The sequence below is a fragment of the uncultured Sphingomonas sp. genome (assembly GCF_934560975.1).
GTDB lineage: Bacteria > Pseudomonadota > Alphaproteobacteria > Sphingomonadales > Sphingomonadaceae > Sphingomonas_I.
Window position 1 is genome coordinate 1 of the sequence record NZ_CAKTFO010000029.1, and the last position, 22,257, is coordinate 22,257.

General features: G+C 68.8%; 17 protein-coding genes and 1 pseudogene. 9 read left to right on the forward strand and 9 right to left on the reverse strand.

The genetic code is table 11. From position 1 onward, the window contains the following. From Q0D93_RS13625 to ppc, 4 genes and pseudogenes are all read right to left on the reverse strand, one after another. Nucleotides 1-285 (reverse strand): annotated as a pseudogene (locus tag Q0D93_RS13625) (TolC family protein); the annotation flags it as partial. Further along, nucleotides 282-3,476: a multidrug efflux RND transporter permease subunit gene (locus tag Q0D93_RS13630; protein ID WP_294395306.1), complete on the reverse strand. Its 3,195-nt coding sequence runs from the start codon at nucleotides 3,474-3,476 to the stop codon at nucleotides 282-284. The pseudogene Q0D93_RS13625 and the gene Q0D93_RS13630, both read right to left, overlap by 4 nt. A 9-nt stretch (nucleotides 3,477-3,485) precedes the next feature. Further along, the gene (locus Q0D93_RS13635) at nucleotides 3,486-4,655 is read right to left on the reverse strand and encodes an efflux RND transporter periplasmic adaptor subunit (RefSeq protein ID WP_294395308.1); all 1,170 of its coding nucleotides are present in this window, start codon (nucleotides 4,653-4,655) and stop codon (nucleotides 3,486-3,488) included. Nucleotides 4,656-4,784: 129 nt separating this feature from the next. Then, nucleotides 4,785-7,454, reverse strand: a complete 2,670-nt coding sequence (ppc, locus tag Q0D93_RS13640; RefSeq protein ID WP_294395310.1) for a phosphoenolpyruvate carboxylase — start codon at nucleotides 7,452-7,454, stop codon at nucleotides 4,785-4,787. A gap of 132 nt (nucleotides 7,455-7,586) precedes the next feature. On the opposite strand from ppc, the gene Q0D93_RS13645 reads away from it, so the two are divergent. From Q0D93_RS13645 to Q0D93_RS13665, 5 genes are all read left to right on the forward strand, one after another. Then, on the forward strand, nucleotides 7,587-8,027 hold the full coding sequence (locus Q0D93_RS13645; RefSeq protein ID WP_294395312.1) for a type II 3-dehydroquinate dehydratase: 441 nt from the start codon (nucleotides 7,587-7,589) through the stop codon (nucleotides 8,025-8,027). A gap of 81 nt (nucleotides 8,028-8,108) precedes the next feature. Continuing rightward, nucleotides 8,109-8,906, forward strand: coding sequence for a diaminopimelate epimerase (gene dapF / locus Q0D93_RS13650; RefSeq protein ID WP_294395314.1), 798 nt, complete (start codon nucleotides 8,109-8,111; stop codon nucleotides 8,904-8,906). Beyond that, a complete protein-coding gene (gene mtaB / locus Q0D93_RS13655; RefSeq protein ID WP_294395316.1) occupies nucleotides 8,903-10,177 on the forward strand; it encodes a tRNA (N(6)-L-threonylcarbamoyladenosine(37)-C(2))-methylthiotransferase MtaB in 1,275 nt (424 codons plus the stop codon). The genes dapF and mtaB overlap by 4 nt, the downstream gene beginning before the upstream one ends. Then, nucleotides 10,174-11,118: a signal recognition particle-docking protein FtsY gene (ftsY, locus tag Q0D93_RS13660; protein WP_294395318.1), complete on the forward strand. Its 945-nt coding sequence runs from the start codon at nucleotides 10,174-10,176 to the stop codon at nucleotides 11,116-11,118. The genes mtaB and ftsY overlap by 4 nt, the downstream gene beginning before the upstream one ends. Beyond that, complete coding sequence (locus Q0D93_RS13665; protein WP_294395320.1) at nucleotides 11,115-11,723, forward strand: inner membrane-spanning protein YciB; 609 nt, start codon at nucleotides 11,115-11,117, stop codon at nucleotides 11,721-11,723. Before ftsY ends, Q0D93_RS13665 begins: the two co-directional genes overlap by 4 nt. A 12-nt stretch (nucleotides 11,724-11,735) precedes the next feature. Here the strand turns inward: Q0D93_RS13665 and Q0D93_RS13670 are convergent, their stop codons facing one another. The 3 genes from Q0D93_RS13670 to tpiA all read right to left on the reverse strand — a co-directional run bounded on the left by Q0D93_RS13670 (nucleotide 11,736) and on the right by tpiA (nucleotide 14,288). Further along, nucleotides 11,736-12,797: a PAS domain-containing methyl-accepting chemotaxis protein gene (locus Q0D93_RS13670; RefSeq protein ID WP_294395322.1), complete on the reverse strand. Its 1,062-nt coding sequence runs from the start codon at nucleotides 12,795-12,797 to the stop codon at nucleotides 11,736-11,738. Nucleotides 12,798-12,847: 50 nt separating this feature from the next. Continuing rightward, on the reverse strand, nucleotides 12,848-13,471 hold the full coding sequence (locus Q0D93_RS13675; protein ID WP_294395324.1) for a superoxide dismutase: 624 nt from the start codon (nucleotides 13,469-13,471) through the stop codon (nucleotides 12,848-12,850). A gap of 76 nt (nucleotides 13,472-13,547) precedes the next feature. After that, entirely contained in the window at nucleotides 13,548-14,288 is a 741-nt protein-coding gene (tpiA, locus tag Q0D93_RS13680) for a triose-phosphate isomerase (RefSeq protein WP_294395352.1), read from the reverse strand. A 145-nt stretch (nucleotides 14,289-14,433) separates the two neighbouring features. On the opposite strand from tpiA, the gene Q0D93_RS13685 reads away from it, so the two are divergent. After that, nucleotides 14,434-16,368: a peptidylprolyl isomerase gene (locus Q0D93_RS13685; RefSeq protein ID WP_294395326.1), complete on the forward strand. Its 1,935-nt coding sequence runs from the start codon at nucleotides 14,434-14,436 to the stop codon at nucleotides 16,366-16,368. Beyond that, entirely contained in the window at nucleotides 16,365-17,873 is a 1,509-nt protein-coding gene (gene trpE / locus Q0D93_RS13690) for an anthranilate synthase component I (RefSeq protein WP_294395328.1), read from the forward strand. The genes Q0D93_RS13685 and trpE overlap by 4 nt, the downstream gene beginning before the upstream one ends. Nucleotides 17,874-18,056: 183 nt before the next feature. Here the strand turns inward: trpE and Q0D93_RS13695 are convergent, their stop codons facing one another. Together Q0D93_RS13695 and map are read right to left on the reverse strand one after the other, a co-directional pair. After that, nucleotides 18,057-18,308: a hypothetical protein gene (locus tag Q0D93_RS13695; protein WP_294395330.1), complete on the reverse strand. Its 252-nt coding sequence runs from the start codon at nucleotides 18,306-18,308 to the stop codon at nucleotides 18,057-18,059. Between the two features lie 107 nt (nucleotides 18,309-18,415). Beyond that, entirely contained in the window at nucleotides 18,416-19,246 is an 831-nt protein-coding gene (gene map, locus Q0D93_RS13700) for a type I methionyl aminopeptidase (protein ID WP_294395331.1), read from the reverse strand. A gap of 154 nt (nucleotides 19,247-19,400) precedes the next feature. Here map and cobS point away from each other — a divergent pair, with 154 nt between their 5' ends. Beyond that, complete coding sequence (gene cobS, locus Q0D93_RS13705) at nucleotides 19,401-20,405, forward strand: cobaltochelatase subunit CobS (protein ID WP_294395333.1); 1,005 nt, start codon at nucleotides 19,401-19,403, stop codon at nucleotides 20,403-20,405. Beyond that, on the forward strand, nucleotides 20,405-22,234 hold the full coding sequence (gene cobT, locus Q0D93_RS13710) for a cobaltochelatase subunit CobT (RefSeq protein WP_294395336.1): 1,830 nt from the start codon (nucleotides 20,405-20,407) through the stop codon (nucleotides 22,232-22,234). The genes cobS and cobT overlap by 1 nt, the downstream gene beginning before the upstream one ends. Nucleotides 22,235-22,257: the final 23 nt, after the last annotated feature.

Below are 22,257 nucleotides of genomic sequence, written 5' to 3' on the forward strand. Positions count from 1 at the left end.
ACCCAGCACCGCCTGTGCCAGCTCCAGATTGGCGGCGGCGACGCGCAGGTCGCTATTATGCGCCAGCGCCTCCTCCACCAGCACGTCGAGCGCGGGGTCGGCATAGAGCGACCACCAGCGCGGCGGCAGCGTCGGCCCCGGATCGGTCGCGGGGGTGGTGGTGGCGAAGGGTTGCGTCGCGAGCGGCACCGGGGCGGGCCGATGATAGTTCGGGCCGACCGCGCACCCGGCAAGCGCCAGCGGCAGAGCCAGTGCGGCGGCGGCGGCCAGCGGCGGCCGCCTCACTCCGTCGCCTCCTTGGGCGTGTGCCGGAACCGCGCGCGGAACCGCTCCATCCCGCCCGACAACTTTCGCGACGCGACATAGAAAGCCGGCGTGAAGGCCAGGCCGAAGATGGTCACCCCGATCATGCCGAAGAACACCGCCGTGCCCAGCGCCTGCCGCATCTCCGCGCCCGCGCCGCTGGCGAAGGCGAGCGGGATCACGCCCAGGATGAACGCCAGGCTGGTCATCAGGATCGGGCGCAGGCGGGTGCGCGCGGCGGTGACGGCCGCATCCTCGCTCGACTGGCCATTGTCCTCGTCCTGCTTGGCGAATTCCACGATCAGGATCGCATTCTTGGCGGCCAGCCCGACCAGCACGATCAGCCCGACCTGCGTCAGGATATTGTTGTCCAGCCCGCGCAGGTTCACGCCCAGCACCGCCGCCAGCAGGCACATCGGCACGATCAGCAGCACCGCGATCGGCAGGGTCACGCTTTCGTACAGCGCCGCCAGCACCAGGAACGCGAACACCACCGCCATGCCGAACACGAGGTAGCCGGTGCTGCCCGCCTGCTGCTGCTGGTAGGCGATCTCCGTCCATTCATAGCCGAAGCCGGACGGCAGGTTTTCCCGCGCCAGTTTCTCCATCGCATCCAGCGCCTCGCCGGTGGAGCGGCCTTCGCCCGCCGATCCCTGCACCTCGGCCGCCGGATAAAGGTTGTAATGCGGCGCGCGATAGGGGCCGGTCGACCGCTTCAGCGTCACGAACGATCCCAGCGGCGCCATCCCCCCGCTCTGCGTGCGGGTGCGCAGATTACCCAGGTCGGCCTCGCGCTGGCGGAACGGCCAGTCGGCCTGTGCCCGCACCTGATAGGTCCGGCCGAGATAGTTGAAGTCGTTGATGTAGGACGACGCCAGATAGGTCTGCAAAGCGGAGAAGATCTGCCCGTCCTGCACGCCCAGCAATTGCGCCTTCTGCCGGTCGATATCGGCGTCGATGCGCGGCGTGTCGGTGTTGAAGGTGGTGAAGGCGCGGCTGATCACCGCGTCGTCGCCGCCCTTGTTGGCCGCCGCCAGCAGCTTGTTCGCCGCATCGTTCAGGGCGGGATAGCCGCGCTTTTCCCGATCCTCGATCACCAGCTTGAAACCGCCGGCGGTGCCGATGCCGCGCACGGGCGGCGGGCGGATCACGCGGATGTCCGCCGCCGCCACATCGCCGGTCCGCCGTTCCAGATCGGCGATGATCCCGTCCAGCGTCAAATCATGCTCATGCCGTTCCTCGAACGATTGCAGCACCACGAAGATCTGGATGGCGTTGGACGCGCTGGTCGAGCTGGTGGCGTCGACGCCGGTCGAGACGCTGACCGCCCGCACGCCGGGCGCGGCCTTCAGCACGCGCGCCAATTCCTTGCCCAGCGCCGTCGTGCGCGACAAGGACGCGCCTTCGGGCAGGCGCGCCGACACGATCAGGCTGCCCTGGTCCTGATCGGGGATGAACCCGGTCGGCGTCGCTACCATCCGCCACCCCGTCACCACCAGCAACGCGCCATAGGCCAGGAACATGATGAGGAGGACGCGCACCAGCCGGCCCGTGATCCGGCCATAACGATCGCCCAGCCATTCGAACCCGCGGTTGAACCAGTCCGCGCCCTTGCGGAACGGCCGCCGCCAGCGCGGCGCGTCCTCCGGCTTGGTGTCGGGATCGTGCGGCCGCATCAGCAGGGCGGCGATGGACGGCGACAGGGTCAGCGAGACGAGCAGCGAGATCAGGGTCGCGGTGGTGATGGTCAGCGCGAACTGCTTGTAGAATTGCCCGCTGATGCCGCTGATCAGCGACGCCGGTACGAACACCGCGCACAGCACCAGAGCGATGCCGATCAGCGCGCCGCCCACTTCGTCCATCGTGTTGTGCGCGGCGGTGCGGGGATCCTCCCCCTCCTCGATCCGGCGGGAGATATTCTCGATCACGACAATGGCGTCGTCGACCACGATGCCGATCGCCAGCACCAGCCCGAACATGGACAGGTTGTTGAGGCTGAACCCCGCCGCCTTCATCATGGCGAACGTGCCGACCAGGCTGATCGGGATCGCCAGCAGCGGCACCACCGCCGCGCGCCAGCTTTGCAGGAACAGGATCACCACCACCACCACCAGCGCCAGCGCCTCGAACAGGGTCTTGCGCACCTCGCCCAGGGTGTCGGCGATATATTGGGTGGGGTTGTAGACGATCTGCGCCTTCAGCCCGGGCGGAAAGGTCTTGCGCAGTTCGTCGAGCCGCTTCTGGATCGCTTCCGACGTCTGCAACGCATTGCCGCCGGGCAATTGCAGCACCGCCAGCAGCACCGCATCATCCTGATTCAGATAGGCGCCGGTCGTATATTGCTGCGCGCCCAGCTCCACCCGCGCCACGTCGCGCACGCGGGTGACGCGCCCGTCCGCGTCGCGCTTGATGATGACATCGGCGAACTGGTCGGGCGTGGTCAGGCGGCCCTGCGCCTGCACGTTGAGCTGGAACCCGCCGCCGCCCTGCTGCACCGGTTCGGCGTTGAGCGCGCCCGCCGCCACCTGGACGTTGGCGTTCTGGACGGCGGTGGTGATGTCCTCCGCATTCAGGTTGCGCGCCGCCGCCTTGTCGGGATCGATCCAGATGCGGATCGCGAAATCGCGGTCTCCGCGCACCGCCACGTCGCCCACGCCTTCGATCCGCAGGATCTGGTCGCGTACGTTCAGGGTGACGTAATTGCCGATATACTGGCGGTCGAGCGACCTGTCGGGCGAGGTGAAGTGGATCGCCAGCAGGAAATCGGGCGAGCTTTTGCGCACGATCACGCCGGTCGCGCGCACCTGTTCGGGCAGGCGCGGTTCCGCCACCGCCACGCGATTCTGGACCAGCACCTGCGCCTTGTCGAGGTCGGTGCCGAGCGCGAAGGTGATGGTGATCTGCATCCGGCCGTCGCCGGTGGATTGCGAGGACATGTAGAGCATGTCCTCGACACCATTGATCTGTTCCTCGATCGGCTGGGCGACGGTGGAGGCGAGGGTTTCCGCCGACGCGCCGGGATAATTGGCGGTGACCGTCACCGTGGGCGGCACGATCTCCGGATATTGCGCCACCGGCAGCAACGGATAGGCGATCGCCCCCAGCAGCACGATCGCGATCGCGACCACCGCCGCGAAGATCGGCCGTTCGATGAAGAAGTGGCTGATCCGCATGGCCGGCGATCAGGACGCGATGGTGGCGGAACTGGGCGTGGGCGATTGATAGGCCGGCGCGGGCGCGGCTTCCCGTGGCCTGATCCGTCCCGGCCTGGTCTTCACCTTGGCGCCCGGCTTGGCCTTGCCCATGCCGCCGATCACCACCCGGTCCTGCGGCGACAGGCCGCTGCGGATCACGCGCAGGCCATCGACCAGCGGGCCCGTCTCCACCGCCTTCAGCCGCACCACGCCGTCGCGGCCGATCACCAGCACCGTCTGCCGGTTCTGGTCGGTCGCGACCACTTCGTCCGGCAGCAGCAGGCCGGTATAGGGCGCGGAGCCCGGCAGGCGCATATGGCCGAACATGCCGGGCGTCAGCAGGCGATTGGGGTTGGGCAGCACCGCGCGGCCCCGGATCACGCCGGAATTCACGTCCAGCGCATTGTCGACGAACTCCAGCTTGCCGTGCCAGCGATAGTCGGTTTCGTCCTGCAGGCGAATGTCGACCGGATCGCCCAGGGCATGCATCCGCCCGCGTTCGCGCTGCCGCTTCAGGAACAGCGCCTCCGACGCTTCAAAGGCGAAGCGGATCGGATTGTCGTTGACCAGGGTAGTCAGCACCGTCTGGTCGGCGGTGACGAGGTTGCCGGTCGCCACCCGCCGGTCCGACACCCGGCCCGACAAGGGCGCGCGGATGCGGGTGAATTCCACGTTCAGGGCGGCGGACCGCTCGCTCGCCTGCGCGGCGGCCAGATCGGCGCGGGCCTGCAACGCGGCGGCTTCGCGCGCGGTCAATTCCTGCTGGCTGCCGGCGCGCGCCTCGAACAGGGCACGCGCGCGGCGCAATTCGACCTCCGCATTGGCCAGCGTCGCGCCGGCGCGGGCGGTCTGCGCGCGCGCCTGGTTCAGCACCGCCTGGTAGGGGCGCGGGTCGATCACGAACAGCAACTCGCCCTTGCGCACCTGCTGCCCGTCGCGGAACGCGATCCGGTCCAGATAGCCGCTGACCCGGGGCCGGATCTCGACCGCGTCGATCGACACGAACCGGCCGACATAATCGTCCCAGTCGACGATCCGCCGCTGCAACGGGGCGGCGACCTGCACGGTCGGCGGCGGCGGCGGAGCTTTTTTCTCCTTCTGGCACGCCGCAAGCAGCAGCGACGCCGCCAGCACGAGCATAGCCAGGGGTCTCGCCATTCGCGTCCACTCCGGTCGGGGACGAGGCAGGGAGGCCGTCCGCTTGTTCAGGCGATGCCCGCCAAGCGCCTGAACCGCAAGCGTTAACCAGCCGCCGCGTCTAAAATACCCGCTGATCGCCAAGATCCCTTAACCGCTGTTACGGAGCGCCGTGGCGATGGCGTTGATCGACAACTGGATGCCTTCGCGCACCCGGTCGTCCTGCTCCCCGCCGCGCCACCGTTTGATCAGTTCGACCTGAAGCAGGTTGAGCGGCTCGATATAGGGCAGGCGCAGCCGCACCGATGCGTCGAGCTGGGGCGTCCGCTCCAGCAGGCGCGACTGGCCAGTCGCGGCCAGCAGCCCCTCGCACGCCTGCTGCCAGCCGTCGCGGATCCGGCCGAAGATGGCGGCGCCCGCCGCTTGGTCCTCGACCAGCGCCAGATAGCGTTCGGCCAGACCCATGTCCGACTTCGCCAGCACCATTTCCAGATTGCCGAGCGTCGCCTGGAAGAAGGGCCATTCCTCCGCCATGGCGCGGATCAGACCCTTGTCGGGGTATTCCGCCAATGCCTGGCCCACGCCATACCAGCCGGGCAGCATCACCCGCGCCTGCGCCCAGCTGAACACCCACGGAATTGCGCGCAGATCCTCGATCCGGTCGGACTTGGTGCGGCTGGCCGGGCGCGACCCGATCTTCAGCGTGGCGATTTCGGCGATGGGCGTGAACTGGCGGAAGAAGGTGCGGAAGCCGTCCGTGTCGTAGACCAGCCCGCGATAGGCGCGAAAGGCGCTGCCCGACAGCGTGGTCATCGCTTCCAGGAAGCGGTCGTGGTCGCCGGGCTGCGCCTCGTCCGGGCTCAGGCTGGCGAGCAGGGTGGCGGCGGTGGTCGCTTCCAGATTGACGATCGCGGCGTCGCGCGTGCCGAACTTGGCGGCGATCACCTCCCCCTGTTCGGTGATGCGGATCCGCCCCTGCACCGTGCCCTGCGGCTGCGCCCGGATCGCGGCGAACGACGATCCGCCGCCGCGCCCGACCGCGCCGCCGCGCCCGTGGAACAGCTGCATCGCCGCGCCCGCCTGCTCGAACACCGGCTTCAGCGCGCGGCCCGCCTGATGCAGGCTCCAGACCGATGTCAGGTAGCCGCCATCCTTGTTGCTGTCCGAATAGCCGACCATCACCTCCTGATGGCCGCGCGCCTGGGTCAGCGCCGCAATCTCCGGCAGCGCGAAATAGTCGCGCATTACGTCCGGCCCCCGTTCCAGATCCTCGATCGTCTCGAACAGCGGCACGACCATGATGTCGCAAGCAGGTGGCGTGCCGGGGCGATAAAGCCCCGCTTCCTTCAGCAGGATCATCACCTCCAGCAGGTCGGACACGGTCGCCGCCTTGGAGATGATGTAGGTGGTGATCGCGCGGGGTCCGAGCGTCTTGTGGGCGTCGGCGGCGGCGCGCACGATCGCCAGTTCGGACACGGTCTCGTCCGCATAGGCGGCATAGGCGCTGGCGAGCGGTCGGCAGCTGGCGAGTTCGCGGCGGAGCAGCGCCACCCGCGCGCCTTCGTCCAGCGCCAGATAGTCCGCTTCCGCATCCGCGACCCGCAGCAGGTCGGCGACGACCCGCTCGTGCACGTCCGCATTCTGGCGCAGGTCGAGGGTGGCGAGGTGGAAGCCGAACGTCTCCACCGCCCGGATCAGCCGGCCGAGCGCGCCGCCGGAAGACAGGGCCCCCTGCCCGCTTTCCGCCAGGGCATGGGCCAGCATGGCGAGGTCCGCGCGCAACGCCTTGGCATCCGGATAGGGATCGGCCTTCACGCTGGCCGGGCGCGGCGGGGCGCGGCCGACGATCCGCGCATAGGTGGCGGCGAGGCGCGCATAGATGCCGGTGATCGCACGGCGATAGGGTTCGTCGCCGCGCGCGGGCGAATCGTCATGCGCGGTCGCCGCCAGCGTCATCACCTCCGGCGTCACCGGGGCGAGTTCGTTGGAGATCGACAATTCGCCGCCCAGCGCATGCAGCAGGTCGAGATAATGGCCCAACGCCGCCTCCGCCGCGCGCGAGGTGGCGAGGCGGAGCGAATCGGCATCGACGTTGGGGTTGCCGTCGCGGTCGCCGCCGATCCAGCTGCCCGCCTGCAGGAAGCTTTTGGGGCGGCGGCCCAGCACCCGCTCCCACCGCGCATACAGGGCCGGCAGCACCGGCAGGAACACGTCGCGCAGGTAGGACAGGGCCGTATCGACCTCGTCCGCGACATATAGCCGCTCGCGCCGCAGCGGCCGCGTCTGCCACAGCAAGGCGATCTGGCGGTAGATCGCCTGTTCGATCAGGTCGCCGTCCGGCGTTTCCTCCGCGCCCGTGTCGCGCAACGCCATCAACGCCGCGATATGGTTGCGATGGTCGATCATCGACTTGCGTCGCACCTCGGTCGGGTGCGCGGTCAGCACCGGCACGATCAGGCCATGGTCGAGCAGCTCGGAGATGGCGGCATCGTCCACCCCCTGCCCGCGCAATGCCTCGATCGCCGCGCCCACGTCCGCGCCCGGCTCCGCCGCCACGCCCTGCCGGTCCTCCGCCAGGTTGGCGAGCATGGAGAACAGCATGAAGCCGCGCGTGAAGGCCAGCATGTCGTCCAGGCTGAGCGCATCCAGTCCGGGATCGACATCCACCCCGATGCCGCGCGCGCGATCGACGGCGGAGGAGCGGATATATTCGATCCGCCGGAACAGCGCGTCGCCGCCATAGGCCCGGATCACGTCCCCCAGCAGCTTTCCCAGAAAGCGGATGTCGGGATCATGGGCGACCGGGGGGATGGCGTTCATGAGCCGAAGTGCTGCACCGCGACACGGGCCCGGTCAACCACTCTCGGCAAGAATGTTGCCGGGGCGGCGGCCTCCACGATGATCTTGTGGCGCAGACGCTTTGCGGCCATGCGCGTCGCGAAGGAGCTTCGCATGGCAAGCCTGTTCGTCCTCAACGGCCCCAATCTCGACCTGCTCGGCCAGCGCGAGCCCGATATATACGGCACCACCACTTTGGCCGACGTGGAGGCGCTGTGCCGCGCCGAGACGGATGCCGCCGGCGTGGACCTGCGCTTCCACCAGACCAATGCCGAGCATGAGATGATCGGCTGGCTGCACCAGGCACGGACCGGCGCGGTCGGGATCGTCATCAATCCAGCCGCCTTCAGCTATGCCGGCTATCCCACTTTGGACGCGCTCAAGATGTGCGACTGCCCGATCGTGGAGGTGCATATCAGCAACATCCATCGCCGCGACGAGGCATGGCGTGCGAACAGCCTGATGACGGCGGCGGCGACGGGCATGATTACCGGCCTGGGCGTGCACGGCTATGTGCTGGCCGTGCGCCACATCCTGCACCTGCGGGGCTGCTGAGCGGCCGGGCCGGGGGCACACATGCTGCGGCGCACGGCACGATGATGGACTCGCGCCGTGCCGGTCCCTAGATCGCGAGCCATGTCCTTCCGCTTCCACAAGATGCACGGCCTCGGCAACGATTTCGTGGTGATCGACGCGCGGGAAAGCGCGGTGGCGATCACGCCCGCCCGCGCCCGCGCCATTGCCGACCGGCGCGAGGGGATCGGTTGCGACCAGCTGATCCTGGTCGAGCCGTCCGAGGTGGCCGACGCCCGCATGCGCATCTGGAACCCCGACGGCAGCGAGGTCGGCGCGTGCGGCAATGCATCCCGTGCCGTGGCCCTGCTGCTGGGCAAGGCCGCGACGCTGGAAACCGGCGGCGGCATCCTGCGCCTGGCGATGGACGGCGTGCTGGCGACGGTGGACATGGGCCAGCCCCGCTTCGACTGGGACGCGATCCCGCTCGCTTACCCGATGGACACCCGCACCATGCCGGTCGGGTGGGAAGGGCTGACCAGTCCCGCCGCCGTCAATGTCGGCAATCCGCACGTCATCTTCTTCGTCGACAACAACCGCGGCGTCGACCTCGAACGACTGGGTCCGCTGATCGAGCATGACCCGCTGTTTCCCGAGCGCGTCAACGTCAACGTGGCGACGGTGGAGGCGCGCGACCGCCTGCTGCTGCGGGTGTGGGAGCGCGGCGCCGGCCTGACCCGCGCCTGCGGCACCGGCGCCTGCGCGACGGCGGTGGCGGCGATCCGCGCCGGGCTGGTGGAAACGCCGGTCACGGTGGCGCTGCCAGGGGGCGAGTTGCTGATCGACTGGACGCCCGGCGGCAATATCACCATGGCCGGCCCCGCCACCCATGTCTTCACCGGCGAGGCCACCGACCTGTGAGCCGGGTGGAGGTCATCACCCATGGCTGCCGCCTCAACATTGCCGAAAGCGAACGGATCGCTGCGATGCTGGCGGGCGCGGGCGACGATCTCGTGGTGATCAACAGTTGCGCGGTCACGGCGGAGGCGGTCAAGACCGCCCGCCAGGCGATCCGCCGTGCCCGGCGCGACCGCCCGGACGCGCGCATCGTCGTCACCGGCTGCGCGGCGCAGATCGAACCCGACACGTTCCGCGCCATGCCGGAGGTGACGGGCGTGGTGTCCAACACCGCCAAGCTCGATCCGACGCACTATCCGTCGTCCCTGCCCGCCCATCACCCGTCGCCCCCGCGAAGGCAGGAGCCCATCTCTCTCGCGTCGGTTATTGACCAACGAACCGTCGCCGCCCCGGCCCCACCGCCGCGCCGGGGCGAGCATGCCCGTTTTTTCCTGCCGGTGCAGAATGGCTGCGACCATCGCTGCACCTTCTGCATCATCCCCTATGGCCGGGGGGCGAGCCGGTCGCTGCCCGCCGGCGGCGTGATCGACGAGGTGCGCGCGGCGGTGGACGGCGGCGCGCGGGAGGTGGTGCTGACCGGCGTCGACCTGACCGCTTATGGCGCGGACCTGCCGGGCAGCCCCACGCTCGGCCGGCTGGTCGAACGCATCCTGACCCATGTGCCCGCGCTCGCCCGGCTGCGCCTCTCCTCGCTCGACCCGTGCGAGGTGGACGACCGCCTGTTCGCGCTGCTGACCGGCGAGGCGCGGCTGATGCCGCACGTCCACCTCTCGCTCCAGGCCGGCCATGACCTGATCCTCAAGCGGATGAAGCGCCGTCACGCCCGCGCCGACGCGGTCGATCTGGTCGCCCGGCTTAAGGCGGCGCGGCCGGAGATCGCCATCGGCGCGGACCTGATTGCGGGCTTCCCGACCGAGGACGAGGCGATGTTCGCCGATACGCTGGGCCTGGTGGACGATTGCGCCATCGTCTTCGGCCACATCTTCCCTTATTCGCCGCGCACGGGCACGCCGGCGGCGCGGATGCCGCAGGTCGCGCATTCGGCAATCAAGGCGCGCGCCGCCCGGCTGCGCGGGGCATGTGCCGCCGCAAAGGCCGGGTGGCTGAAGGAGCAGATCGGAACGGTGGCGCAGGTGTTGGTGGAAAATGATGGCGTCCATGGTCACGCCGGCAATTTCGCGCGGGTCGCGGTGGCGGGTGGGGCGGCGAATCGCATCCTGCCGGTGCGGATCACCGGCGTGGACGGCGAAACCCTGATCGGAGTGGCGGCATGAGCACGGCATGGCATGACCGGCTGCTGGGCGGGTTCCGCCGCACATCCGATCGGCTGGGCGAGAACCTGTCCGGCCTGTTCGGCAAGGCGGCGCTGGACGACGCGACGCTGGACCAGATCGAGGAGGCCTTGATCGCGTCGGACCTGGGGCCGGCCACCGCCGCCCGCGTCCGCGCCCGCCTGACCGGCGAACGCTTCGCCACCGGCCTGACCGAAGCCCGCCTGCGCGAGATCGTGGCGGAGGAGGTGACGGCGATCCTGGCGCCCGTCGCCAAGCCGCTGGAGATCGAGGCTTTCCCCCGGCCGCAGGTGATCCTGGTGATCGGCGTCAACGGATCGGGCAAGACAACCACCATCGCCAAGCTGGCGCACCTGCTGACCGAGCAGGATTATTCGGTGATGCTGGTGGCGGGCGACACGTTCCGCGCCGCCGCCATCGGCCAGCTCAAGGTGTGGGCCGACCGGATCGGCGTGCCGATCATCAGCGGCAATGAAGGCGGCGACGCGGCCGGGCTGGTCTATGAAGGCGTCAAGCGCGGCACGGCCGAGGGCATCGACGTGCTGATCGTCGACACGGCCGGGCGGCTGCAGAACAAGTCCGGGCTGATGGACGAACTCGCCAAGATCCGCCGCGTGCTCGGCCGCCTCAACCCGGCCGCCCCGCATGACGTGGTGCTGGTGCTGGACGCCACCACCGGCCAGAACGGCCTCAGTCAGATCGAAGTGTTCAAGGAAACGGCTGGAGTCACCGGCCTGGTCATGACCAAGCTGGACGGCACCGCGCGCGGCGGCGTGCTGGTGGCGGCGGCGGACAAATATGGCCTGCCGATCCACGCCATCGGCGTCGGCGAGACGATCGACGATTTCCGCCCCTTCGACCCGCGCGAGGTGGCGCGCGCCATTGCCGGGATCGAGCGGCTCGCCCCGGAGAAGACGCGATGAGCGCCCGCAACACGGCGGAGCCGGGCATCGCCATGCGCCTCGCCCTCGACCTCGGGCCGCTCGCTTTCTATTTCGCGGCCTATTCGCTCAGCGGGCACGACATCTTCCTGTCCACCGCCTTGTTCATGGGCGTGACCGCCGCGGCGATGCTGTTCTCGCTGGTGCGGTTCGGCAAGGTATCCCCGATCCAGGTCTTTTCCGCGATCATGGTGCTGCTGCTCGGCGGCCTCACCATCTGGCTGCACCAGGACTGGATCATCAAGGTGAAGCCGACCGTCTACTACGTGACGGTCGCCGCCATCCTGTTCTGGGGCCTCGCCACCCGCCGCCCCACGCTGCAGATGGTGCTGGGCCAGGCCTATCCCGGCCTCACCGCCGAAGGCTGGCGGCTGCTGACCCGCAACTGGGCGGGCTTCTTTCTGCTGCTGGCGATCGCCAACGAGCTGGTGTGGCGCAATGCCTCCACCGAATTCTGGCTCGGCTACAAATTATGGGGGTCGATGCCGGCGACGATGCTGTTCGCGGCCGCCAATATTCCGATGCTGATGCGCCACGGCCTGGCGGCGGACGCGCCGGACAAGGTCAAGCTGCCGCCGGAGGAGTGAGGCGGCCGGCGATCAGGCCGACAGCAGAGCCGATGCCTTGACGGTGGCGGCCTGCGTGTCGCTCGCCAGCCGCTTCACCTCCTGCGCCACCACCGCGAAGCCGCGCCCGGCATCGCCCGCCCGCGCCGCCTCGATCGTCGCGTTCAGCGCCAAGAGGTTGGTCTGATCGGCGATGCCGTTGATCCAGCCGACAATCTCCCGCACCTCGGCCAGCATGGTTTCCAGCCGGCCGCGCCGCTGCTCGATCTCTTCGGTCAGCTGCTGCTGCCGCGCGATCGCCGCCAGCGCGCGCTCGCGCTGGTCGGTAACGTCGATGGCGATCTTCACCACCTTGATCGGCCGTCCCACCGGGTCCAGCACGGGATTGTAGGTGGCCTGCACCCAAAGCGGCTGCCCGTCCTTGCCGAAGCGGCGATATTCGCCCCGGTCGAACTCGCCGCGACCCAGCCGCTCCCACATCGCGCGATACTCGCCGCTGGCGATCAGGTCGGGATCGCAGAAGATGCGGTGATGCCGCCCGGTGACTTCCGCCGGCGTGTAGCCGGTCGCGCGCAGGAAATTGTCGTTGGCGTGCAGCACGGTGCCGTCGAGCGCGAATTCGACGATCAGCTGCGACCGGTCGATCGCCCGCACCATGCTGGCATCCGCCGCCGCGCGCGACTTGCGCTCCGTGATATCGACGCCCATCAGCACCAGGCCGGTCATGGCGCCGGCATCGTCCTGCAAGGGCGCATAGGTCCCTTCAATCCAGATCTCCCGCCCGTCGCGGGCGAGGCGGCGATATTCGCCGCTCTCATGCTCGCTCCGGCACAGCGTCTGCCACGTCTGTTCGTAGCGGGCGTCGCGCACGTCCTCCGGACTGCACAGCACCCGGTGCATCTGCCCGCGCAACTCGTCGGCGCCATAGCCGAACAGACTGAGGAAATTCTGGTTGGCGGAGGTCAGCCGCCCTTCCAGGTCGAAGAAGGCGACCAGCGACGCGCTGTCCAGCGCGCGCCACACGGCCCGTGCCCCGGCTTCGGCATCATGCCCCGGCAGGGTGGCCGTTTCATTCAAGGGGGCAGAAGCGAACATGATCCGCTTCTGCCCGCAACTTTATGTAAAGTCGGTAAACGAACCGTCGCTTACTGTTCCTGGTCGGCGCGCGCCGCGCCCTGGCCGTCCAGGTTCTGCGACACGAAATCCCAGTTCACGCAATTGGCCAGGATCGTCTCCACGAACTTCGGCCGCGCGTTGCGATAGTCGATGTAATAGGCATGTTCCCACACATCGAGCGTGAACAGCGGGGTCACGCCATGTGCGATCGGACTGTCGCCGTCGTGGAAGGAGGTGATCTTGAGCTTGTCGCCTTCCAGCACCAGCCAGCCCCAGCCGCTGGCGAAATGGTTGACGCTTTCCTCGGCCAGCTTCTGCAGGAACGTCTCCATCGAGCCGTAGCCGCTGTCGATCAGGCCCTGCAGCTGCTGCGACGGCCTGGTCGATCCGGCCGGCGCCAGGCACTGCCAGAAGAAGGTGTGGTTCCAGATCTGACCGGCATTGTTGAACAGGCCGCGATCGCTGGTCTCGGTCGCCTTCCTGACCACCTCGGTCAGCTTCAGGCCGGCCAGGCCCTTTTCCTCGATCCAGCCATTCACCTTGGTGACATAGGCCTGGTGGTGCTTGCCGTGGTGATAGTCAAAGGTTTCGGCCGACATGTGCGGCTCCAACGCCGACTTGTCGAACGGAAGCGGGGGAAGCTCGAACGCCATGGTTCCTCCGGAAACTCAGGGGTGGGTGTCGTTGCGGCCCTAACGCCCGAGACCGCATAGGGTCACGCGAAAACGACTATTGCGAGACGTTCGCGGCAGCGGTGATGATCGGTACAAAATCCGCCGCCGTCAGGCTGGCTCCACCGACCAGCGCGCCGTCCACGTCGGGGATGCCCAGGATCTCCGCCGCATTGGCCGGACTGACCGAACCACCATAGAGGATGCGGACGCACGCCCCATCCTCGCCCAGGATCTGGATCAGCTTGGCGCGGATCAGGTCGTGCATCCCGCTGATTTCCGCCGCCGTCGGCGTGCGGCCGGAGCCGATCGCCCACGCAGGTTCATAGGCGACCACCATGGTCTCGGCGGTGCCGCTGGGCGGGACTGATCCGTCCAGCTGCGCGCCGACCACATGGCCCGCGCGGCGATTGTCGCGATCCGCGCGATTTTCCCCGACGCAGATGACGACGTGGAGCCCGGCAGCCAGCGCCGTCTCCGCCTTGGCCCGCACCATCTGGTTGGTTTCGCCGAAGCCTGCCCGCCGCTCGCTATGGCCGCACAGCACCTGCGTCGCGCCGGCATCGACCAGCATGGAGGCGGAGGTGGAGCCGGTATAGGCGCCCGCCGCCACCTGGTGGCAATCCTGCCCGCCGATGATCACCGTGCCCGCCTGCGCCACCGCCGGCGCGATCAGGGTGAATGGCGGAAAGATCGCCACGTCCACCTGCGGCGTGTCGGCCGCCTTGGCCGCGATCGCCGCCAGCTCGTCCAGCAACGCGACGCCGCCGTTCATCTTCCAGTTACCGGCGATCAACATGCGCACGTGCGGCTCCCCTCGACCGGGCCGGGTAGCAAGCGGCCGCGTCCGCGCCAAGTCGGGGCCGTCGCTTCCGCTACGCTTGATGCGGCTGCCCGCCCTCTCTAATGGACGGGTTTTCCCCTTTTCACGGTGTCGACTGCCCATGCTCGCCTTCTTCCGTCGCATCCTGTCTTCCTGGGTGGCGGTGGCCGTCTTCGGGCTGATCATGGTGGCGTTCATCGTCACCGGCATCGGCACGCCGGGCGGTGGACTGACCGGCGGCGCCAATGCCAACGCCATCGCGGTGGTGGGCGGCGAGGCGGTGACCGACCGCCAGGTCTCGACCCAGGCCGAGGGAATGCTCCGCAACGCGCAGGAACAGCAGGCCGGCCTGACCATGCCCGCTTTCCTGAGCGCGGTCGGCGGGCTTGGCCCGATCGTGGAGCAATATATTTCGGGGCAGATCCTGTCCCGCTGGGCGGCGAGCCACGGCATGGTGGTGAACGAACGGCTGATCGGGTCGGAAATCGCCTCCGTCCCGGCCTTTCGCGGCCCCACCGGCCAGTTCGACGAAAATGCGATGAACGCGATCCTCGGCCGTCAGCGCATTCCTTTCAAGGAACTGCATGACGGCATTCGCGACGATCTGCTGCGCCGTCAGGTGATCGGCCCGATCGCCTCGACCATCCGCGCGCCGGAAGGGATGCTGTCGCCTTATGCCGGCTTGCTGATCAACCGGCGCGAGGGGCAGATCGGCACCGTGCCGCTGAAGCTGGACAGCGTCGCCCGGCCCACCGATGCCGAGACGGCGACCTGGTATCGCGCCAACGTCGCCCGCTACACCCTGCCGGAGCGGCGGGTGCTGCGCTATGCCGCGATCGGGCCGGAGACGATGCAGCTGCCCGCCCCGACCGAAGCGGAGATTGCGGCGGCCTATCGCGCCGACGCCGCCAAATATGCCTCCGGCGAAACCCGCGCCGTGTCGCAGGTGGTGCTGCCCGACGAAGCCGCCGCCAAGGCCTTTGTCGCGCAGGTGACGGGCGGAACCGCCTTTGCCGACGTCGCCATCAGGCGCGGGCTGGCCGCGGCCGACATCGCGCTCGGCACGGTCACGCGCGACGCGCTGGCGCAGGCCTCCTCGCCGGCTTTGGCTGCGGCGGCCTTCGCGGTCCCGTCCGGCGGTACGACCGCGCCGGTCAAGGGTGCGCTCGGCTGGGCGGTGGCGCATGTGGATGCGATCCAGACGAAGCCGGCGCGCAGCCTCGATCAAGCGCGGGCGGAGATCACCCAGGCGCTGGCCGAGAAGAAGCGCGACGACGCCGTTACCGCCCTGGTCGCGCGGGTCGAGGATGCGCTGAACGACGGCTCCACCTTTGCGGAAGTGGCGGCGCAGCACAAGCTGACCGTCGTCACCACCCCGCCTTTGCTGTCCAACGGCACCGCGCCGGGTGATCCGGCCTTCCGGCCGGATGCGACCGTGACCGCGCTGATGCGCGCGGCCGGCGGCGCCACTCCGGACGACGATCCCACGGTGGAGACGATCGACCCGAACCAGCATTTCGCGCTGCTGAGCGTCGCCAGCGTGGTGGCGGCCGCCCCGATCCCGCTGGCCGAGGTCAAGGACCGGGTGGCGCAGGACGTGATCGCGCGCCGCGCCGCCGACCGCGCCCGCGCCATTGCCGAGCAGGTCGCGGCGCAGGTCCGGCGCGGTCAGACGCTGGCGGCGGCTTTGGCAGCGGCGAAGCTCGCTCCGCCGCAGTCGCTGACAGTGACCCAGGCCGACATCGCCCGCTCGGGCCAGCCGGTGCCGCCAGCGGTTCGCGCCTTGTTCCGCATCGCCGCGGGCGAGGTGGAACTGGTGCCCGCGCCCGGCGGAGGCTGGACGCTGACCACGCTCAACCGGATCGTGCCGGGCGACCGCAAGCTGCTGCCGCTGCTGGTGGCGCAGACCCGCGGCGAGATCGGCGACGCGCTGGGCCGCGAATATGCCGAGCAGTTCGTCAACGCCGCCCGGTCGGAGGTGAAGATCACCCGCAATCCACAGGCGCTCGGCCGGCTTGAGCAGCAATTGCGCGGCAACGGCACGCCCGCGCAGTGACTCCCGCGGGGCATGATGCCGATCACGCGGCGGCGGCGGCATTGGCGGAGGGGCGACCGGCCCTGGTCTGGCGGCGGCAGCTGGCCGACACGGAGACGCCGGTCGCCGCCGCGCTGAAGCTGATCGAACCGGGTCGCGGCGACTTCCTGCTCGAATCGGTCGAGGATGGGGCCACGCGCGGGCGCTACAGCCTGCTCGGCCTAGCGCCCGACCTCGTCTTCCGCGCGCAGGGCGAGGACGCGGAGGTCAATCGCGACTGGCTGCGCGACCAGGCCGCGTTCCAGCCCGTGGCGGGCGGGCCGCTGGCGGTGTTGCGAGCTCTTGTGGCGGAATGCCGCGCCGACGTGCCGGACGGGCTGCCGCCGGCGCTGGCCTGCCTGGTCGGCTATTTCGCCTATGAGACGATCGGGCTGGTCGAAAGCCTGCCGCGCCCCGCGCCCAATCCGCTCGATCTGCCTGACATGCTGTTCGTGCGGCCGACGGTGATCCTGGTGTTCGACCGGCTGGCGGACGCGCTCTATCTGGTGGCGCCGGTCTGGCCCGGCGAGGGGACTACGGTCGCGCAGGCGGTGGAGCGGATCGAGACGGTTCAGGCGCGGCTGACGGCGGCCGTTCCGGTCGCGCCCGCGCACGCCGGCGACCTGGCCCCACCCGCCCCGACGCCGCAACTGGACCCCGCGCATTATGGCGCAATGGTTGCGCGGGCGAAGGACTATATCGCGGCGGGCGACATCTTTCAGGTGGTGCTGGCGCAGCGTTTCTCCGCGCCCTTCCCGCTGCCGCCGTTCGACCTGTATCGCGCGCTGCGGCGGATCAACCCCTCGCCCTTCCTCTACCATCTCGACCTGCCCGGCTTTGCGCTGACCGGATCGAGCCCGGAAATCCTGGTACGCGTCCGCAATGACGAGGTGACGATCCGGCCGATCGCCGGCACCCGCCCGCGCGGACGCACCGCCGCCGAGGATGCCGCCAATCGCGACGAATTGCTGGCCGACCCCAAGGAACGGGCCGAACATCTGATGCTGCTCGATCTCGGCCGCAACGATGTCGGCCGGGTGGCGGAACGTGGCACGGTCAAGGTCACGGACAGCTACACGATTGAGAAATACAGCCACGTCATGCACATCGTGTCCAACGTGGTCGGCCGGCTGTCGTCGGAAAAGGACGCCTTGGATGCCCTGTTCGCGGGCTTTCCCGCCGGCACCGTGTCCGGCGCGCCCAAGGTCCGCGCGTGCGAGATCATCGCGGAGCTGGAGCCGGAGACACGCGGCGCCTATGCCGGCGGCGTCGGCTATTTCTCCCCGGACGGGTCGATGGACAGCTGCATCGTGCTGCGTACCGGCATCGTCAAGGACGGCGTGCTGCATGTGCAGGCCGGAGCCGGCATCGTCGCCGACAGCGACCCCGCCGCCGAACAGCGCGAATGCGAACACAAGTCCGGCGCGCTGTTCGCCGCCGCGCGTGAGGCCGTGGACCGCGCGCGGGAGGCACGCTTCGGACAATGATCCGGGCCTAGGGGTTTCGATCTGATCCGTGCTGCTGCCAACGCAGAAGCCCGGAACCATGAGGCCAGTCCCTCGCCGCCCGTGCTCCCGCGAAGGCGGGAGCCCAGGGTTACGGGCAATGTCGTTGCGGCTCCTGGCCCCCTTTACGAGAGCCAGGTTCCACCAAAGCCCGACTGCGGACGATCAGCCGTTGGCGCCCTCATTATCCGCACGGGTGGGGATGGCGGGCTGCACCGTATCGCTCTTCTGAACATTGGTGATGCCGGCATCGGGGTCGAGCGCGCGTTTTTCCTCGTCCCGGCTGGCGATATCGGCCGCGACGGTGCCGCCGCTGGTCCCCTGGGCGGAGGGTGCCCGTTCCGCTCCCTCGATCAGGTCATGGTCGTCGGTACGGCGGGCTTCGTCGGTGCGGTGGGTCTGCGGCTGGTCGGTCATCTCGCGTCTCCTTGCTGAAGGGAAAAGCGAGCGACGCGTGCCGGGAGTTCCGTGATTCGACCGGCCGTTCGGACCTTTACGCCGCAACCCGGCCGGCAGGGCACAGTTCAGGCCGGCTGGTGCGGCAGGTCGAGGCCCCCGGGGCTGGACGTGAAGATCTCGCACCCGTCCTCGGTGATACCGATCGAATGTTCGAACTGCGCCGACAGCGACCGGTCGCGGGTCACCGCCGTCCAGCCGTCGTCCAGCACCTTCACGTCGGGACGGCCGATGTTGATCATCGGCTCGATCGTGAAGAACATGCCGGGCTTCAACTCCGGCCCCGTGCCCGGCTTGCCGACATGCACCACTTCCGGCGCATCGTGGAACAGCCGGCCGACGCCATGGCCGCAGAAGTCGCGCACCACGCCATAACGATGCTTTTCGGCATGGCTCTGGATCGCATGGCCGATGTCGCCCAGGCGCGCGCCGGGCCTGGCCGCGGCGATGCCCAGCATCAGGCATTCATAAGTCACCTCGACCAGCTTCTTCGCCTTCAGCGGCACGTCACCGGCCAGGTAGGTGCGGTTGCTGTCTCCATGCCAGCCGTCCAGCAAGGGCGTGACGTCGACATTGACGATGTCGCCGTCCTTGATCGTCTTGGGCCCCGGAATGCCGTGGCACACGACATGGTTCACGCTGACGCAACTGCTGTGCGTGTAGCCGCGATAGTTCAAGGTCGCCGGCACCGCACCGCCCGCCAGCGTCATGTCGTAGACGAGGCGGTCAATCTCCTCCGTGGTCACGCCGGGGCGGATGTGCGTGGCCAGTTCGTCCAGGATCTCCGCCGCAAGACGGCCGGCGCGGCGCATCCCCTCGAACCCGTCGGGGCCGTAGAGCTTGATCGCGCCGGTGCGCGTGACGGAATCGCCTGCCGAGATCGTCTGATACTGAACCATCCGCGCCATATAGGCCGATGCGGCATGGTTTGCGAGGGCGCGACGTCCTGCCCCGGCAGTCGCCCTTGCGGGAGAAGGTTGCGACGAACCGCGCACCTGCCTAGGCACCTTCCATGACCGCGCGGCGTTACCCCGCGCTCATGGGAATGCGTTGATGACCGATCTGCCGAACAGCCTGCCCGACAGCCGTAGCCATACGGTGATGGATGCGCCCGACCAGATGCGGAAGGTGCGCGACCTGTTCGGGATCGATTCGGACATGGAGGTGCCCGCTTTTTCCGAAGCGGACGAGCGCGTGCCCGATCTGGATCCCACCTATGTGTTCGATCCGGACACCACGCTCGCCATCTGCGCCGGTTTTTCCCACAATCGCCGGGTGATGATCCAGGGCTATCACGGCACCGGCAAGTCGAGCCACATCGAACAGGTGGCGGCGCGGCTCAACTGGCCGCTGATCCGCGTCAACCTGGACGCGCATATCAGCCGCATCGACCTGATCGGCCGCGACGCGATCGTGCTGCGCGACGGCGCGCAGGTGACGGAATTCCGTGAAGGCCTGCTGCCCTGGGCGTTGCAGACGCCGTCCGCCCTCGTGTTCGACGAATATGATGCCGGCCGCCCCGACGTGATGTTCGTGATCCAGCGCGTGCTGGAGACGGAGGGCAAGCTGACCCTGCTCGACCAGAATCGCGTCATCCGCCCCAACCCCTATTTCCGCCTGTTCGCCACCGCCAATACGGTCGGCCTCGGCGACACGACCGGGCTCTATCACGGCACCCAGCAGATCAATCAGGGGCAGATGGACCGCTGGAACATCGTGGTCACGCTCAACTACCTGCCCGCCGCGACCGAGGCGCAGATCGTGCTCGCCAAGTCGGGCGAATATGACAAGCCCGACGGCAAGAAGCAGGTCGACAACATGGTCAAGGTCGCGGAACTGACGCGCCAAGGCTTCATGGCGGGTGACATTTCCACGGTGATGAGCCCGCGGACGGTCATTTCCTGGGCGCAGAACACGTTGATCATGGGCGACGTGGGCTTCGCCTTCCGCTTGTCCTTCCTCAACAAGTGCGACGAGGCGGAGCGACCGCTGGTGGCGGAATATTACCAGCGCGTGTTCGGCAAGGATCTGCCCGAAAGCATCGTCGGCAGGGCCTGATGGCCGAGCAGTCGCCCCTGGACGCCTTCCGGCAGGTGCTGGCCGGCACCGCGCGCGCAATGGCGCACGTGCCGGACCTCGACGTCTCCTTCACCACGGAGGCGCCGTCTGCCTCGCTGAAGCAGCTGCGCGTGCCGATGCCCGGCCGCGCCCTGCCGCCGGAGCAGGTGGCCGAGGCGCGCGGCTTTGCCGATGCCTTTGCGCTGCGCGAACGCCACCATGACGCTCGCCTCCATGCCCGTGGCGCGCCCGCCGACGCAACGGCGCGCGCCGTGTTCGACGCGGTGGAGCAGGCGCGGGTGGAGGCGCTGGGCAGCCGCGCGATGGCGGGCGTGCGCGCCAACCTGGCCCATGCGCTGGACCTGCGGCTGCGGTCCGACCCGCTGACCCGCGCGCGGACGCAGGCCGAAGTGCCGCTCGCCTCCGCGCTCAACCTGATCGTGCGCGAACGGCTGACCGGGGAGGCGCCGCCCAAGGCCGCCGAGGGCGGGCTGGCGCTGGTGCGCGGGTGGATCGAGGAGAAAGCCGGCGCGGACCTGGACGGGCTGCACCGCGCGCTGGACGACCAGGCCGGCTTTGCCCGGCTCGCCTCGCGCCTGCTGGAAGACCTGGAGCTGATCGAGGCCCAGCCCGAGCAGAACGAGCCGCAGGAACCCTCCGACGAGGAGAATCAGGAGCAGGACCAGGGCGACGAAGGCGAGGACGACGAGGACGAACAGTCCAGCGCCGAGGCCGAGGGGCAGGTGGACGTCCGCTCCGAAGAGGGCGCCAGCAGCGACGAGCAGGGCGAAACCCGCGAAAGCGAGGACGGCGAGTTTGACGGCGACGGCCAGGAAAGCGACGAGGGCGAGGACGGCGTCCAGCCCGCGCGCCCCAACCACCCGCCGTCGCCCGGCCCGTCGATTCAGGACTACAAGATCTTCACCACCCGCTTTGACGAAGTGGTGAGCGCGGGTGAGCTGTGCGACGACGACGAGTTGACCCGGCTGCGGGCCTATCTCGACCAGCAACTCGTCCACCTCCAGGGGGCGGTGACCAAGCTCGCCAACCGTCTCCAGCGGCGGCTGATGGCGCAACAGAACCGGTCGTGGGACTTCGATCAGGAAGAAGGGCTGCTCGACGCCGCGCGGCTGGCGCGGGTGGTGGTGAGCCCCGCCCACTCGCTGTCCTACAAGATCGAGCGCGAGGCCGAGTTTCGCGACACGATCGTCACGTTGCTGATCGACAATTCCGGCTCCATGCGCGGCCGGCCGATCTCCATCGCCGCCATCTCCGCCGACATCCTGGCGCGTACGCTGGAACGTGTCGGGGTGAAGACGGAGATATTGGGCTTTACCACCCGCGCCTGGAAGGGCGGGCAGACGCGCGAGGCCTGGCTCCAGGCCGGCCGCCCGCAGACGCCGGGGCGGCTCAACGACCTGCGCCACATCGTCTACAAGCATGCCGACGATCCCTATCGCCGAGCGCGCCGCAATCTCGGCCTGATGATGCGCGAGGGCCTGCTGAAGGAGAATATCGACGGCGAGGCGCTGTTGTGGGCGCACAGCCGCCTGATCGCGCGGCCGGAGGATCGCCGCATCCTGATGGTCATCTCCGACGGCGCACCGGTCGATGATTCGACCCTGTCGGTCAATTCTGGTGCCTATCTGGAACGCCATCTGCGTCAGGTGATCGGCTGGATTGAGACTCGCTCGCCGGTGGAATTGGTGGCGATCGGGATCGGTCACGACGTCACCCGCTATTACCAGCGCGCCGTGACCATCATGGATGCCGAGCAGTTGGGCGGCACGATGGTGGAGCAGCTCGCCGGCCTGTTCGACCTGCGATAGCGAGGCGATGAACCGCCCCGCGA

Coding starts and splice junctions, on each gene's coding strand:
- Q0D93_RS13695 (WP_294395330.1), bottom strand. CDS start 18,308: ATGACCGACCAGCCGCAGACCCACCGCACCGACGAAGCCCGCCGTACC.
- Q0D93_RS13630 (WP_294395306.1), bottom strand. CDS start 3,476: ATGCGGATCAGCCACTTCTTCATCGAACGGCCGATCTTCGCGGCGGTG.
- Q0D93_RS13635 (WP_294395308.1), bottom strand. CDS start 4,655: ATGGCGAGACCCCTGGCTATGCTCGTGCTGGCGGCGTCGCTGCTGCTT.
- map (WP_294395331.1), bottom strand. CDS start 19,246: ATGGTTCAGTATCAGACGATCTCGGCAGGCGATTCCGTCACGCGCACC.
- dapF (WP_294395314.1), top strand. CDS start 8,109: ATGTCCTTCCGCTTCCACAAGATGCACGGCCTCGGCAACGATTTCGTG.
- Q0D93_RS13675 (WP_294395324.1), bottom strand. CDS start 13,471: ATGGCGTTCGAGCTTCCCCCGCTTCCGTTCGACAAGTCGGCGTTGGAG.
- ppc (WP_294395310.1), bottom strand. CDS start 7,454: ATGAACGCCATCCCCCCGGTCGCCCATGATCCCGACATCCGCTTTCTG.
- cobT (WP_294395336.1), top strand. CDS start 20,405: ATGGCCGAGCAGTCGCCCCTGGACGCCTTCCGGCAGGTGCTGGCCGGC.
- tpiA (WP_294395352.1), bottom strand. CDS start 14,288: ATGTTGATCGCCGGTAACTGGAAGATGAACGGCGGCGTCGCGTTGCTG.
- Q0D93_RS13685 (WP_294395326.1), top strand. CDS start 14,434: ATGCTCGCCTTCTTCCGTCGCATCCTGTCTTCCTGGGTGGCGGTGGCC.
- ftsY (WP_294395318.1), top strand. CDS start 10,174: ATGAGCACGGCATGGCATGACCGGCTGCTGGGCGGGTTCCGCCGCACA.
- Q0D93_RS13670 (WP_294395322.1), bottom strand. CDS start 12,797: ATGTTCGCTTCTGCCCCCTTGAATGAAACGGCCACCCTGCCGGGGCAT.
- Q0D93_RS13645 (WP_294395312.1), top strand. CDS start 7,587: ATGGCAAGCCTGTTCGTCCTCAACGGCCCCAATCTCGACCTGCTCGGC.
- cobS (WP_294395333.1), top strand. CDS start 19,401: ATGACCGATCTGCCGAACAGCCTGCCCGACAGCCGTAGCCATACGGTG.
- Q0D93_RS13665 (WP_294395320.1), top strand. CDS start 11,115: ATGAGCGCCCGCAACACGGCGGAGCCGGGCATCGCCATGCGCCTCGCC.